This window comes from Streptomyces cucumeris (assembly GCF_024295805.1).
GTDB lineage: Bacteria > Actinomycetota > Actinomycetes > Streptomycetales > Streptomycetaceae > Streptomyces > Streptomyces cucumeris.
The window spans coordinates 161,972-175,281 of sequence record NZ_JANCLX010000011.1 but is presented as its reverse complement, the minus strand read 5'-3'; the positions used below and the strand labels follow the sequence as shown (position 1 = coordinate 175,281).

Sequence of the window (13,310 nt, the reverse complement as noted above, 5' to 3'; positions counted from 1 at the left end):
AAGCGATATCGATTCACGGCCCAACGCGGGAGCAACAAAGGGTTAACAGCGCGTCGACGATTGGCGAATCGGCCGCCGGGAAGGGCGGGTTAACCGTTCCGACGTTCTTCGTTCACCTTCAGGTACTCCGCTGGTCAAGACGAATGCCGGACGGCGACCTAGCGTCACCCGCGTGGTTAAGCTCTCCGTCATCGTGCCGTTCTACAACGTGCAGACCTATGCCCCCGACACGCTCAGAAGCCTGCGTGCGAACGCGCGCGAGGACTTCGAATTCATTCTCGTCGACGACTGTGCCACCGATGGGACACCGGAGATCCTGGAGCGCGCCGAGCGCGAGCTGCCGGGCGCGGTGTACCTGCGGCATGAGCAGAACGGCGGGCTCGCCACCGCGCGCAACACCGGGCTCGACGCGGCCCGCGGCGAGTACCTGACCTTCCTCGACGGCGACGACTGGCTGGCCCCCGGGTACTACGCCCGGCTGCTGGCCGCCATGGAGGACCTGGACTGCGACTTCGTCCGTACCGACCATGTGCAGTGCACCGCCCGCGCGCGCTCGATCACCCGCGCGCCGCACGGCCGGCGCGGAGTGGTGATGAACCCGCGGGACGCGATCCTGCCCGCCGACCGCTCCACCTCCGTCGACTATCCCTACGCCTGGGCGGGCATGTACCACCGGCGGCTGCTGGACGAGGGGCTGCTGCACTTCACCCACGGGCTGCGCACCGCCGAGGACCGGCCCTGGATCTGGCGGCTGCACCGTGAGGCGCGTACCTTCGCCGTCCTCGGTCTGTACGGGGTGTTCTACCGGCGCGGTGTTTCCTCCTCGCTCACACAGATCGGCGATGTGCGCCAACTGGACTTCATCCGCGCATTCGATCAGGTCATCGAGGAAACGGCCCGCGACCGGGACGCCGACACCCTGCTCCCGAAAGCGGTCCGCACCTATTGCGCGATCATTTCCCATCACCTCGGAAACATCGAGAGATTCGAACCCCAAGTGGCCAGGAAACTCCGTTCCCTGTCGGCGGCCGCGATGAAACGCATGCCCCAGGACGTACTGAAGGACGCGCTGGATTCCATGGACTACGAGCGCGCCGCACGACTGCGGCGGATCAAGCGCCGCCCCGCACCGGAGGTGGCGGCCTGATGTCCGGCTACACCCCCCGCGCCGCGCGCGGACGCACCCAGATCTTCCTCGCCTCGACCCTCTACGGGGCGGCGACCCTGGCGGCCGCCGTCGACGCGGGAAGCATCGGACCGGCCGACCGCCGGCTGCTCCTCATCAGCAACAACGCGGCGACCCCGGAGACCACCCCGGCCGTGGACGAGATGCCCGGCTTTGAGCGGCTGCGCGGCCGCTTCGACCGGGTGCTCTCCTGGAACGAGACGATCAGCCCGTTCCACCCCGGCGGCTGGTCACCGCGGTCCGACGACACCCCGCTGTGGGAGCGCCATCTGCGGCTGCTGTGGAACCTCGGCGAGGACGACATCGAACTGGTCCTGGAGTCCATCCAGGTCAACCCGGCGATGGCGGTGGCGGGCGTCTTCCAGGGCGCGCCCATCGACGTCTACGCCGACGGCCTGATGAGCTACGGCCCGACCCGCAACAAGCTGGACCCGCTGATCGGCACCCGGATCCGGCGGCTGCTCCACCTGGACCTCGTACCGGGTCTGCGGCCGCTGCTGCTCACCGAGTTCGGTGTGGAGCCGGAGGTCCTGCCGACCGAGGTGTTCACCAAGGTGCTCGGCGAGGTCGCCGACGCGGCCCCGCGCGGGGTGGCCTCCGCCAGCGAGCGGATCGCCACCGGCGACGGACCGGCGCTGATGCTCGGCCAGTACCTCTCCGCGCTGGACATCCTCACTCCGCAGGAGGAGGAAGAGCTGCACGTACGGATGTTGCGCGGCGCCGTGGCGCTCGGCCACCGCACGGTGGTCTTCAAACCGCATCCCACCGCCCCGGCCCGCTGGTCCCGGCTGCTGGAGAAGAAGGCCGCGGAACTGGGCGCGGAGCTGACCGTGCTGGACACCCCGGTCCTGGCCGAGGTGCTGTACCAGCGGATGCGCCCGGCACTGGTGATCGGCTGCTTCTCCACCGCGCTGCTCACCGCGAGCGTCTTCTACGGACTGCCCGTCGCCCGGATCGGCACCGAGGTGCTGCTGGAGCGGCTGTCCCCGTACCAGAACAGCAACCGGGTGCCGGTGACCATCGTGGACGCGCTGCTGCCGGACCTGGAGGACCACCGCGCGGTGGCCGCGGGCGCGGCGCCGGTCGACGAGCGCGCCGGACGGCGGCTGACCGGGCTGGTCTCCGCGGTGGGCTTCGCGATGCAGTCCAAGATCTACCCCGGGCTGCGTCCGGCCGCCGAACGCTATCTGTCGGCCCATCTGGACGCCCACACCTGGCGCTACTTCAAGCGGCGCAGGCTCACCGCGCTCGCCCTGCCCGGTGCGGTCCCCTCTCAGCTCGCGTTCATCCCGCGCAACGAGGCGGTGCGCCGGGTCGCCCGCCGGGCCCGCGCCCTGAAGCGGACGGCGCTGAAGCGGACGGCCACCGGATGAGCCGGACGCCCTGTATACGGTGCCCGCGTCCGGGGGCGGGCGGATGACCGCCACCACCGCCCCCGACGCGGGCCCCCTGTCTCTCTCCTCCTCCCCCGCGCCCCCGGCCGGAGCGAAGGCACGCCCGGCGCGCACCGCCGGTCCGCCGCGGCTGCGCGCCCTGGACGGGCTGCGGCTGCTGGCCGCCCTGATGGTCGCCGCGTACCACTACGGAGGCCGTACCGGTGAGATCGGCCAGGCGTGGGGCACCTCGCCCCGTGAGCAGTTCCCCACCGCCTCGTCCTTCTTCGCCTACGGCTGTCTGGGCGTCCAGATCTTCTTCGTCATCAGCGGGTTCGTCATCTGCATGAGCGGCTGGGGGCGTCCGCTGCGCTCGTTCTTCGCCTCCCGGGTCTCCCGGCTCTTCCCCGCCTACTGGGCCGCGATCATCCTGGTGACGGCGGTCTTCGCGCTCCCCTGGGTCGTCTACGAGGCGGTCTCGCCCAGTGACGCGCTGGTCAACCTGACCATGCTGCAACAGCCGCTCGGGGTGGACCGGGTGCTGGGCGTGTGCTGGACCCTCTGGGCCGAACTGCGCTTCTACGCCCTCTTCGCGCTCTTCGTCGTCCTGCCCGGCGCCAACCGCCGCCGGGTGGTGCTGTTCTGCGCCGTCTGGACCCTGGGCGCGGCCGTGGCCGAGGCGGCGGACCTGCCGCTGCTGGACGTGGTGCTGATGCCCGAGTACGCCTCGTACTTCATCGGCGGCATCGGCCTGTACCTGGTCCACCGCTATGGCCATGACGCCCTGGCCTGGGGCATCGTCGCGATCAGCTTTCTGATCGGCCAGCACTACGCGATCGCCGGGCTCTGGCACCCGGCGGACCTGGACGCCTTCTCCTACCGCTCGTCCACCGGCATCATCGCCGTGGTGGCCTTCGGCTACGCGGCCGTCGCGCTCATCGCCCTCGGCAGACTGCGGTGGGCCGACTGGCGCTGGCTGACCGTGGCCGGGTCGCTGACCTACCCGTTCTACCTGGTGCATGAGCATCTGGGCTGGGTGGTGGTCGGGGTGCTGCACCGGAAGCTGGGACTTCCCTCCTACGCCACCCTGGTGCTGACCGTGGCCCTGATGCTGGGCCTGGCCTGGCTGCTGTACCGCTTCGTCGAGCGACGGCTCACCCCGGTGCTCAAGCGGTCGCTGTCCGCCGCCGGGCTGCCGTACCCCCACCCCCGCCACGGGGGGGGGCCCCCCCCCGCCCGGGGGGCGGGGGGGGGCCCCCGCGGTGTCCGGCGCGGCTTTGCCGGGCTGTTGCCTGGTGGTGTCTGCGGCTGTTGGACCAGTGACCGAATCTGGCCCGGCTGGGGCGGCTCGTAAGCACTCCACGACGCCGTCAGGCGGACAGCGCTCCGGTGCGCGCAGCGAATTCGCGGACACCCTGGACGCGAGCCGAGGAGAACAGCAGATCCGATGTCAGGGCTCGGAGCGCTGGTCGGCGCACTTCCTGCGGCGCCTCGCGCTCGATGTTCCTCAGAGCGGAGAAGGTTTTCCGGTCCTCACCGAGCGCGTGCCACATGCGGGCAGTGTCGGTCCAGGCCCGTGCTCGGCGCTCCGCGGTCGGCATTCGGTCAATATCCAGCCCCACAGCGATCGCGACGCCCTCGTCCGGCGTGCCAAGTGCGTTGTGGACGCCGATGCGGTAGACGTCGGCGTGGGCTTGAGTCGCGTCCACGGTGAACAGTCCTGATGGTGTCACTGCCCGCCAGCGGTCGATCTCTTCATCGGCAGTGCCGAGAAGGTCCATCGCGGCTGTCCGATCGCCGCCATTGGCCGCTGTGTAGGCGGCTGTCAGCATCAGCGTGGTCCGTACCGCCCCGGTCTGGACGTCTCGAGCGTCGAGATCGCGCGCCTCGTCCGTGAGGAACCGCACTGCGGCTGGGCAGCGGCCGGAGCGTCGCATCGTGATGGCCAGCACACGGGAGGACTCACCGATCGGCACCGGGTGACCGCTCGCCCGAGCGGCAGCGAGCGCACGGTCAGCAGCAACCCAAGCGGCGTCATCGTGCTGTTTGAGAGCCAGTTCGGCTGTGAGCACATATCCACGGGCGAGTGCGACGTTCGCTTCCTCCCGCTCGCGTCCCGTCGCTGCGTCCCGTGTCGCCGACGCGGCGGCCAGCAGCCCGGGCAGTAAGCGGCCAAGCATGGTGTATTGAGTGGCGCGAAACGTTGCCCGGGCTCGGGCAGTCTCCTGCGTGAGAAGTGCCAGCGGCACGGGCGCAACGGACGGGAGTGAGGTGCGGGATGTGTGGGATAGGTCCATGCGCCACGCTCAGCATCTCCTGTCCGATGTCCTCCCGCGCCTGGGCCACATCACGCCCCGACAGCAGGACGAGACCCAGGCCGTGACGCACTGCCTCCGCGACAGTGATCAGCTCGGAGACCGCACCGACTGGACGCGGGCGGCCTCCGGCATGGCGTAGAGATCAGCCTCGCGCGCCGGTGGCGGTGCGGCTGGCCGACAGGATGACGTCGACCAGCCGCTCCGCCGCGTCCGGCCGTCCATGGGCCCGCGCCGCCAACGCCATGGCCGCCCGCCTTTCCGGATCCGTCAGCAGCGGGCCGACCGCCGAGCGCAGCCGGTCCGCCGTCACCTCGCCGACGATCGCGACGGCCGCGCCGGTCTTCTCCAGATGCCGGGCGTTGTGCGCCTGCTCATTCCCCGCCGAGGAAGCGAGCGGGATGAAGACAGCCGGCTTGCCCAGGGCGGTCAGCTCGGCGAGGGTTCCCGCGCCACTGCGGGAGAGGACGACATCAGCGAGTGCCAGGACGTCCGGCAACTCCGGTCCCACGAACGGGGTGAGGTGATACCGGGCGGCGAGCGCGGGAGGCAGGCCCGTCGCGTTCCCGCGCAGGGCCTCGTGGTTCGCCGCCCCGCACTGGTGCACCACGTTCGCACGCTCCAGCAGCCAGGGAAGCGCATCCCGGACCACATCGTTGATCTGCTGCGAGCCCTGCGCCCCGCCGGTGACGTACAGGGTCGGAAGACGCCGGTCGAAGCCATGCAGCCGCAGCGCGGCGATGGCCTTGTCCGGATGTCCGGTCAGTACCTCCGGCCGCACCGGATTGCCGGTGACCACGGCCACGGACCGAACGGCCTCCGGCAGGAGCGGGAGCGTCGACTCCGAGGAGACCGCGATCCGGGTCGCCGACCCGGCGAGCTTGCGGTTGGCGAGCCCGAGCCGGACGGTCTGCTCGTGCAGCACCAGGGGAGCACGGCGCATCCGCGCCGCGAGCCCGCCCGGGACCGCGACGTACCCGCCCGTCGCGAGAACGACGTCCGGCCGGAAATCACCCACCACCTTCCGGGCCTGAACCACCCCGAGCGGCACACGGGCCATGTCCCGGATATTGGCCGGCGACACCATCTTGAGCGGATTGGCGGAGCGCCGGATCTTCCCGGTGGCCACCGTGGTGAACCGGATCCCCTCCGCGGGTGCGACCCGGGCCTCCAACCCGTCGGGAGTCCCGATCCAGAGCACTTCGAGCGTGCCCCCTCCGGCTGCCAGCCGCGTCTGCAACGTACGGATGGCGGTGAGGGCGGGGTACGTGTGACCGCCGGTCCCTCCTCCTGTGACGATCAAGCGGAAGGGGTTCGCGTACCGGATCGCATCATTCACCCGGCGCACGCTACTCCGTGACCACCGCGCACGGCACAGATCCGGCCGCGTCACCTCATCGCCCGCCAGCGGGCAGGGCAAACGGCCCGCGGCCACCGCGCGATCTCCGGGAGTCGGTACACCCTCCCGTTGATCACGCGGTGGCCGTTCCCGTTCCAGCCGGGCCCGCCACAGGTCCGCGAAAGCGGACCGGGGGCGCTCAGCCGCAGTGCTGGGCCTTCTCCTCCTCCGTCATCGGGCGGGTGTGCTGGGTCTTGGTGCTGGACGCGTCCTTCTTGGGCGCGGTCGACTCGAACGGCACGTACCAGATGTAGTGGCCGTAGAACCGGTCCTCGAAGTGCAGTTCGTAGGTGCCCTTGACCTTCTCCATGGTGGGTTCGCGGGTCACCCAGCCCACCTCACCGGGGCGGACGTCGACATTGGTGGTGTCGGTCTCGGTGTGCGAGGTCTCCCAGGTGTGCCCGTAGCTGGTCTCGATGCTCACCTTGAAGACCTCGGAGAAGCCGTACTCGGCGCTGAGCGAGACCCCGAGGCTGTTGGACTCCCCGGTGGTGTCGGCCCACGCGATGCTCGACCGCTGGAGGTCCTGGGTGCAGTTGTAGGCGGAGTCACCGACCTGGTGCGCCTCCCCCATGGAGTCCGTGGGGGCGCCCTCGGGGTGGAAGACGCAGGAGTCGGTGCCGTTGTCGCACTTGTCGAGCAGTTCGCGCATGGTCGGCGTCTCCTCGGCCTGTGCGCCGGGGGCCATGGCGACGCCGCCCAGGACGGCCACCGCGGACAGCAGAACGGCGGCGCGGGTGCGGCGGATCCGGTGGGAACGGTCGCCGGTGCTGGTGCGTATGCGGTTGTTCATGTGCAGCCCTCCCGTGGGGGGTGTGCGATGAAGGGGGATACCGGGCACCGGTTCAGCGCGGTGGAGGTCAGCTGAACCCGATCGACTGGGTGCGGTCGTTCATCATCTGGCCGACGTCCGCGGTGTTCTCGTCGAACGGACCGTCGCGGTCACCGCCGAGGCCCGGCTCCGGGTAGAGCCAGATCGCGCAGTTGCCCCACGGCTGCACCGAGGAGACGCGGTTCTTCCAGTCCTCGGCCAGGTCGTGCTGGTAGTCGACCCAGCCGTCCTTCTCGCACAGACCCGGACCGGTGATGGTGAGCGAGGAGCCGGTGAAGTCCTTCTCGTCGAAGAACGTCCCCTGGATGACATCCCCCTCGGCCGCCTTCGACCGGGCCCCGGACGCCGCCGCGGTGCGGGCACCGGACAGCTCCGCCCGGAAGGACGCCGACGCCGCGGCCTCCCGCGGGCTGGCGGGGGCGTCGGTGACCCGGCCGTGAGTGGCTCTGTCGACGGCCGCGGTGAAGGTCGCGAAGCAGCTCTGCTGTCCGGAGCGGGCATCCACCACGCAGTGCCGCGGGGCGGATTCGGCGGCGGTGGCGGTCTGTGTCCACGGAACGCAGACCACACCGGTGACGAAGGCGACGGCCGCCCCGGCGAACCGGGCGCGGAGGGTCTTGATCGCCATACGAACACCTCCTGACTGTGTGTCACGGGCAGTTCTCACCACCGCGTGTGCTCGCCCTGGTACGGACCAAAACTACGAAGTCCCCTAGCAGATCTAGGGATTCCCCCAGGGCGCTTTTCAGCCAGCGGGCGGAACCTCCGAGGTCAGCGCCAGACCGGGGCGTCCGCGCCCCAACGGCCTGGCGGGCGGCTCCAGTTGAAGCCTCCGCCGCCGGGTCGGGCGAGCGGTGACCGGGCGTACCGCAGTGTGCCGTACGGCGATTCCGTCTCGGCCAGCCAGGGGGCCGGGTCATGGCCGGGCCCGTCCTCCGCGACCGGGGTGATCCCGTGCAGCAGCCAGGACGCGGTGCCCGCGAGCGAGAGGCCCAGCCGCCGCCCGGCGCCGGTGTCCTGGCGCTCGGTCAGCGCGCGCAGCACCGCCGCCGCGATCAGATAGCCGGTGCCGTGGTCCAGCGCCTGCGCGGGCAGTGCCCCCGGACGGCCGTCCGGTCCGGCCTCGATCGCGGCGATCCCGGTCCCCGCCTGGACCAGGCTGTCGAAGCCGCGGCGGCCGGTCCACGGCCCGGACCAGCCCCAGGCGCACAGATGGACGGCGATCAGCCCGGGGTGCCGGTCGGCCAGGGTGTCCGGGTCGAGGCCGAAGCGGTCCAGCGCACCCGGGCGGTAGCCGCTGACCACCACATCGGCGCGGGCGAGGAGTTCCCCGAAGGCCCGCCGGTCCCCGGGGTCACCGAGGTCCAGCCGGGCGGAGCGTTTGCCGAACCCGGTGTCGGCGTGCGAGTCCGGGTCCTCGGGAAGCCGCGGCGCGTCGATCCGCAGGACGTCGGCGCCGAGTGCGGCCAGGGTGCGGGTAGCCACCGGTCCGGCGAGGACCCGGGTCAGATCGAGCACCCGCACCCCCTCGGCGGGCAGCGGCGCGGCGGGCAGCGGACGCGCTGCGGCGTCCGGTCCCGGCCGGGACTCGACCAGCGGGAGTCCGTCCAGCGGCATGGCGGTGGCACCGGGCCGGGCCACGGCCACCGCCAGGGCGCCCGCCGGGTACGCCACCTCCTGCACCTCGTGCGCACGGCGGCCCGCCAGCTCCGCGCGCAGCCGCTCCACCAGCTCCTCCGGGGTGCCGCGGGCGGGGATGCCGAGGGCGGCCAGCAGCCGGGCGCGGTGGTGGGGGTAGTTGGCATGGGTGCGGACCCAGCCGTCGGCCGTCCTCCAGAAGCCGGACAGCGGTGCGAACGCGGTCGGCTGCCGTCCGTCGATCCGCAGCAGCCGCTCGCTGTGGAACGCCGTGGCCACCGCGGCCTCGGCCACCCGGACACCGCCCGTCCCCGCCGGCGGACGGCCGGAGCGCCGGGCGTCCAGTTCGGCGGCGGCCAGTGAGCAGACCCCCACGGTGGCGCGGGCCATCTCCCGCACCGGGAGCCGGGCGGGCAGCGCTCCGGCCGCCGGTGCGTAGCTCACGGCGGCGGCCAGGTCGGGCGCTCCGCCGAGGGCGGCCCAGGCGTACGCCGTCGCGCTGTCGGTCCCCGCGTGGTCGTCCCCGTGGTCGTGCGCGCGGTCATCCCCGTTGTCGTCCATGGGCTGATTCTGTGCCGGGGCGATCACGGGTATGCGGCGGCCGCGTGTGACATGAGCCGGGGCCCGTCCGGCCGACCGGTGCGGTCGATCGGACGGGCCCCGGACCCGTGACGCGGAGGGACTACTTCTTGAAGCCGTAGTCCATCAGCTTCTTGGCGTCGGAGGTGCGGGCGTCCACCGAGGTGGAGGCGAGCACCGTGCCGATCATCGTCTTGCCGTTCCGGGTGGCGGCGAAGACCAGGCAGTACTTGGCCTCCGGACCGGAGCCGGTCTTGACGCCGATGGTGCCCGAGTAGCCGCTGAGCAGGTTGTTGGTGTTGCTCCACGACATGTAGCGGTAGCCACCGCTCTTCGTGGTCACCTTCTGCTTGGTCGACTTGGTCTTCACGACCGACCGGAAGGTCGAGTACTTCATCGCGCTGCTGGCCAGCTTGGTCAGATCACGCGGGGTGGAGTAGTTCGCCCCGTGCCCGATGCCGTCGAACGAGTCGAAGTGGGTGTTGCTCAGACCCAGGTTCTTGGCGGTGGTGTTCATCTTGCCGATGAACGACTTCACCCGGGCGGACCGGGTGGAACCGCTGCCGAACTTGTCGGCCAGCGCGTACGCCGCGTCACAGCCGGACGGCAGCATCAGGCCGTAGAGGAGCTGCCGGACGGTGACCTTGTCGCCGACGATCAGCCGCGCCGAGGAGGCGTAGTTGTTGTCGACGATGTAGTCGCTGTACGCCTTCTGGACCGTGACCTTGGCGTCGAGGTTGAGGTTCGGCTGCGCGAGCACCACCCTCGCCGTCATGATCTTGGTGGTGGAGCCGGTGGAACGACGGGTGTCCGCGGCCTTGGTGTACAGGCTCTTGCCCGTGCCGTTGTTCATCACATAGCCGCCCTTGGCGGCGATCGAGGGCGTGGCGACCGCGGCGGCCTGCGCGGTGGCGGAGAACGCCCCCGCCGCCAGCACGGCTCCCGCGGTGACGACCGCCGCGGTGGCGCGACGTACGCTCTTCATGCCGTATCTCAAGATATATACTCCAAATGCCCCTGCCGTACGGCGGCATAGCAATGCCGCTCCACTTGATGACGCGCGACAGGGGCCGATGGATGTGCTCCATGCGGATGTTTTTCCGCCGGATGTTCCGCGGAAGGTTTCGGAGCGGGTCAGAGCACCAGCGAGAGCAGCATCACAAAGCCGAGTCCGGTCACCGAGATGATGGTCTCCATCACCGACCAGGTCCGCAGGGTCTGCCCCACGCTCATCCCGAAGTACTCCTTGACCAGCCAGAACCCCGCGTCGTTCACATGGCTGAAAAAGAGCGAACCGGCGCCGATGGCCAGCACCAGCAGGGCCGTGTGGGTGGTGGACATATCGGCGGCCAGCGGTGCCACCAGACCCGCGGCGGAGATGGTGGCCACCGTCGCCGAGCCGGTCGCCAGCCGGATGGCGACCGCGATCAGCCAGGCCAGCAACAGTGCGGAGATGTTCCAGTCCTTGGAGAAGTCCAGGACCATCTGACCGACGCCGATGTCGATGAGCGTCTGCTTGAAACCGCCGCCCGCGCCGACGATCAGCAGGATCCCGGCGATAGGGGCGAGCGAGGTCTCCACGGTGGTGGTGATCCGCTCCTTGGTGAAGCCCGCGGCCCGGCCGAGCGTGAACATCCCGACGATCACCGCGGCCAGCAGCGCGATCAGGGGCGAGCCGATGACGTCCATGGCGCGCTGGACCCCGGCCTCCGGGTCGTCCACCACGATGTCGGTGAGCGCCTTGCCCAGCATCAGCACCACCGGCAGCAGCACGGTGGCCACGGTGGCGGTGAAGCCCGGCCGCCGCTCCAGGTCCTCCGAGGGACGCTGCGGGATCATCCGGTCCGGCGGGGTGATGTCCACCCAGCGGGCGGCGTACCGGGCGAACAGCGGTCCGGCGATGACCACGGTGGGCAGCGCGACCAGCACCCCGAGGGCCAGGGTGACGCCCAGGTTGGCGTGGACGGCGTCGATCGCGGCCAGCGGACCGGGGTGCGGCGGCACCAGGCCGTGCATCACGGACAGGCCCGCGAGCGCCGGGATGCCGATGCGCATCAGGGAGTAGTTGCCGCGCTTGGCGACCAGCAGTACGACGGGGATCAGCAGCACGATGCCGACCTCGAAGAACAGCGGCAGTCCGATCAGTCCCGCGATCAGCGCCATCGCCCAGGGCATGGCCCGGCCGCTCGCCTTCGCCAGGATGGTGTCGACGATCTGGTCGGCACCGCCGGAGTCGGCGAGCAGTTTGCCGAGTATCGCGCCCAGCGCGATCAGGACCCCGACACCCGCGACCGTGGTGCCGAGTCCGGCCGTGAAACTGGTGATCGCCTTGTCCAGCGGCGCCCCGGCCGCGGCGCCCAGCACCAGTGAGCCGATGGTCAGCGACAGGAACGCGTGCAGCTTGAACGTGGTGATGAGCAGGACGATGACGGCGATGCCGAGGAGGACGGCGATCCCGAGCTGTGCGTGACCGGCCGAGGTGATCGGCTCGACGGTCTCCGCTGCCAGCATCTCGACGCTGAGTCTGGTCACGGGGTGTTCCTTACGTAGCGGTGTCAGTTCTGCGCGATGCGCCGCCGCAGCTCGGCGGCGGCCCGCTCGGCGATGGCCTCGGGCTCCGGGGAGATGTCCACGGCCATACCGTTCTCGTCCGGCTCCAGCGGTTGGAGCGTGTCGAGCTGGGAGTCGAGCATCCGGTCGGAGAAGAAGTGGCCCTTGCGGGCCTTGATCCGCTCGGCGATCCGTGCGCGGTCGCCGGTCAGATGGAGGAAGACCACCTCGGGATTGGCCGCGCGCAGCCGGTCCCGGTAGCCGCGTTTGAGGGCGGAGCAGCTCACCACCCCGCCGCCCGCGGCGTGGTCCCGGGCCCAGGCGCCGATGGCGTCGAGCCAGGGCCTGCGGTCTTCGTCGTCCAGCGGGGTCCCGGCCGACATCTTGGCGATGTTGGCGGGCGGGTGGAAGTCGTCGGCCTCGGCGTACGGCACGCCGAGCCGGTCGGCCAGCAGCGGCCCGACCGTGGTCTTGCCCGTTCCGGACACTCCCATGACGACAACTACCTGGGGGACGTGCATTGCGGTGAAACCTCGCTGTCTTCGTCGACCTCGGCGCCGCGGCACACTCAACCTCACAGATACGACGTATTCAAGAGTCCGTGACTCAAAAGTCATACTTATTTGGTCCGGGTGGGGCACGTAGGCTGATCCCATGGACAACCAGGGGCCGGACAACCAGGGGCCGGATGATCAGGGGTCCAAGGGGCGGGGGCCGCACGCCCGGGTGCTGCAGACCCTCGGGCCCGCGATCACCTCGGGGGACTGTCCGCCGGGGACCGTGCTGCGCACCGATGAGCTGGAGCAGCGGTTCGAAGTGTCGCGCACGGTCGTACGGGAGGCGGTGCGGGTCCTGGAGTCCATGCACCTGGTGGAGTCCCGGCGCCGGGTCGGGGTGACGGTGCGCCCCGCGGAGGACTGGGACGTCTTCGATCCGCAGGTCATCCGCTGGCGGCTGGCCGGTCCCGACCGCCCCCGCCAGCTCCGCTCGCTGACCGCGCTGCGGTCGTCGATCGAACCGGCCGCGGCGGCGCTGGCCGCCGAGCACGCCACCCCCGAGCAATGCGCCGAGCTGACCGAGCACGCCCTCGGCATGGTGGCCACCTCACGCGGACAGCAGCTCGCCGGATACCTGGTGCACGACATCGCGTTCCACCGGGTGATCCTGCGCGCCTCCGGCAATGAGATGTTCGCGCGGCTCGGCGATGTGGTCGCCGCGGTGCTGACCGGCCGCACCGAGCACGAGGTGATGTTCACCGACCCCGACCCCGAGGCGGTCACCCTGCACGTACGGGTCGCCGAGGCGGTCCGCGAACGGGACGCGGAGCGGGCCGAGGCGTACACCCGCGAGATCACCGTGGGGGCGCTGCGCGAGCTGGACATCCTGGCCCCGTAAGCCCCGTAGGCCATGTCCGCAGCCGGGCCGCGGGGCGGCCGCC

General features: G+C 70.8%; 13 protein-coding genes. 5 read left to right on the top strand and 8 right to left on the bottom strand.

Annotation, left to right across the window (positions count from 1 at the left end; all coding sequences use genetic code 11):
* The first annotated feature begins 172 nt into the window (after positions 1-172).
* Genes NMK44_RS18900 through NMK44_RS18890 form a run of 3 tightly spaced genes read left to right on the top strand, consistent with a single transcriptional unit; the run spans position 173 to position 3,913 of the window.
* On the top strand, positions 173-1,147 hold the full coding sequence (locus tag NMK44_RS18900) for a glycosyltransferase family 2 protein (protein WP_254744560.1): 975 nt from the start codon (positions 173-175) through the stop codon (positions 1,145-1,147).
* The gene (locus NMK44_RS18895; protein ID WP_254744558.1) at positions 1,147-2,559 is read left to right on the top strand and encodes a polysialyltransferase family glycosyltransferase; all 1,413 of its coding nucleotides are present in this window, start codon (positions 1,147-1,149) and stop codon (positions 2,557-2,559) included. Before NMK44_RS18900 ends, NMK44_RS18895 begins: the two co-directional genes overlap by 1 nt.
* 43 nt (positions 2,560-2,602) lie before the next feature.
* Positions 2,603-3,913 (top strand): acyltransferase family protein, encoded by a 1,311-nt coding sequence (locus NMK44_RS18890; protein WP_254744556.1) that lies wholly within the window; start codon positions 2,603-2,605, stop codon positions 3,911-3,913.
* Between the two features lie 16 nt (positions 3,914-3,929).
* Here NMK44_RS18890 and NMK44_RS18885 read toward each other — a convergent pair whose 3' ends face one another.
* On the bottom strand, positions 3,930-4,808 hold the full coding sequence (locus NMK44_RS18885; protein ID WP_254744554.1) for an XRE family transcriptional regulator: 879 nt from the start codon (positions 4,806-4,808) through the stop codon (positions 3,930-3,932).
* Positions 4,809-4,854: 46 nt separating this feature from the next.
* Here NMK44_RS18885 and NMK44_RS18880 point away from each other — a divergent pair, with 46 nt between their 5' ends.
* Entirely contained in the window at positions 4,855-5,016 is a 162-nt protein-coding gene (locus NMK44_RS18880) for a hypothetical protein (RefSeq protein WP_254744551.1), read from the top strand.
* A gap of 3 nt (positions 5,017-5,019) precedes the next feature.
* Here the strand turns inward: NMK44_RS18880 and NMK44_RS18875 are convergent, their stop codons facing one another.
* From NMK44_RS18875 to NMK44_RS18845, 7 genes are all read right to left on the bottom strand, one after another.
* Positions 5,020-6,213, bottom strand: a complete 1,194-nt coding sequence (locus tag NMK44_RS18875; RefSeq protein WP_254744549.1) for a UDP-N-acetylglucosamine--N-acetylmuramyl-(pentapeptide) pyrophosphoryl-undecaprenol N-acetylglucosamine transferase — start codon at positions 6,211-6,213, stop codon at positions 5,020-5,022.
* A 199-nt stretch (positions 6,214-6,412) separates the two neighbouring features.
* On the bottom strand, positions 6,413-7,066 hold the full coding sequence (locus tag NMK44_RS18870) for an epsilon-toxin family protein (protein WP_254744547.1): 654 nt from the start codon (positions 7,064-7,066) through the stop codon (positions 6,413-6,415).
* Between the two features lie 67 nt (positions 7,067-7,133).
* The gene (locus tag NMK44_RS18865) at positions 7,134-7,733 is read right to left on the bottom strand and encodes a hypothetical protein (RefSeq protein ID WP_254744545.1); all 600 of its coding nucleotides are present in this window, start codon (positions 7,731-7,733) and stop codon (positions 7,134-7,136) included.
* A 143-nt stretch (positions 7,734-7,876) separates the two neighbouring features.
* Positions 7,877-9,304 carry a CoA transferase gene (locus tag NMK44_RS18860; RefSeq protein WP_254744543.1) on the bottom strand — a complete coding sequence of 476 codons (1,428 nt, stop codon included), beginning with the start codon at positions 9,302-9,304 and terminating at the stop codon, positions 7,877-7,879.
* A 121-nt stretch (positions 9,305-9,425) separates the two neighbouring features.
* On the bottom strand, positions 9,426-10,307 hold the full coding sequence (locus NMK44_RS18855; RefSeq protein WP_374215298.1) for a D-alanyl-D-alanine carboxypeptidase family protein: 882 nt from the start codon (positions 10,305-10,307) through the stop codon (positions 9,426-9,428).
* A 149-nt stretch (positions 10,308-10,456) separates the two neighbouring features.
* Positions 10,457-11,854 carry a GntT/GntP/DsdX family permease gene (locus NMK44_RS18850; protein WP_254744538.1) on the bottom strand — a complete coding sequence of 466 codons (1,398 nt, stop codon included), beginning with the start codon at positions 11,852-11,854 and terminating at the stop codon, positions 10,457-10,459.
* Positions 11,855-11,877: 23 nt separating this feature from the next.
* Positions 11,878-12,393 (bottom strand): gluconokinase, encoded by a 516-nt coding sequence (locus tag NMK44_RS18845; protein WP_254744537.1) that lies wholly within the window; start codon positions 12,391-12,393, stop codon positions 11,878-11,880.
* A gap of 133 nt (positions 12,394-12,526) precedes the next feature.
* Here NMK44_RS18845 and NMK44_RS18840 point away from each other — a divergent pair, with 133 nt between their 5' ends.
* Positions 12,527-13,267 (top strand): FadR/GntR family transcriptional regulator, encoded by a 741-nt coding sequence (locus NMK44_RS18840; RefSeq protein WP_254744536.1) that lies wholly within the window; start codon positions 12,527-12,529, stop codon positions 13,265-13,267.
* Positions 13,268-13,310 lie beyond the last annotated feature (43 nt).

Bases quoted from the DNA above. Each gene is read 5' to 3' on its own strand.
- NMK44_RS18895 (WP_254744558.1), top strand. From the start codon at position 1,147: ATGTCCGGCTACACCCCCCGCGCCGCGCGCGGACGCACCCAGATCTTC.
- NMK44_RS18890 (WP_254744556.1), top strand. From the start codon at position 2,603: ATGACCGCCACCACCGCCCCCGACGCGGGCCCCCTGTCTCTCTCCTCC.
- NMK44_RS18880 (WP_254744551.1), top strand. From the start codon at position 4,855: ATGCGCCACGCTCAGCATCTCCTGTCCGATGTCCTCCCGCGCCTGGGC.
- NMK44_RS18870 (WP_254744547.1), bottom strand. From the start codon at position 7,066: ATGAACAACCGCATACGCACCAGCACCGGCGACCGTTCCCACCGGATC.
- NMK44_RS18865 (WP_254744545.1), bottom strand. From the start codon at position 7,733: ATGGCGATCAAGACCCTCCGCGCCCGGTTCGCCGGGGCGGCCGTCGCC.
- NMK44_RS18860 (WP_254744543.1), bottom strand. From the start codon at position 9,304: ATGGACGACAACGGGGATGACCGCGCGCACGACCACGGGGACGACCAC.
- NMK44_RS18855 (WP_374215298.1), bottom strand. From the start codon at position 10,307: ATGAAGAGCGTACGTCGCGCCACCGCGGCGGTCGTCACCGCGGGAGCC.
- NMK44_RS18845 (WP_254744537.1), bottom strand. From the start codon at position 12,393: ATGCACGTCCCCCAGGTAGTTGTCGTCATGGGAGTGTCCGGAACGGGC.
- NMK44_RS18840 (WP_254744536.1), top strand. From the start codon at position 12,527: ATGGACAACCAGGGGCCGGACAACCAGGGGCCGGATGATCAGGGGTCC.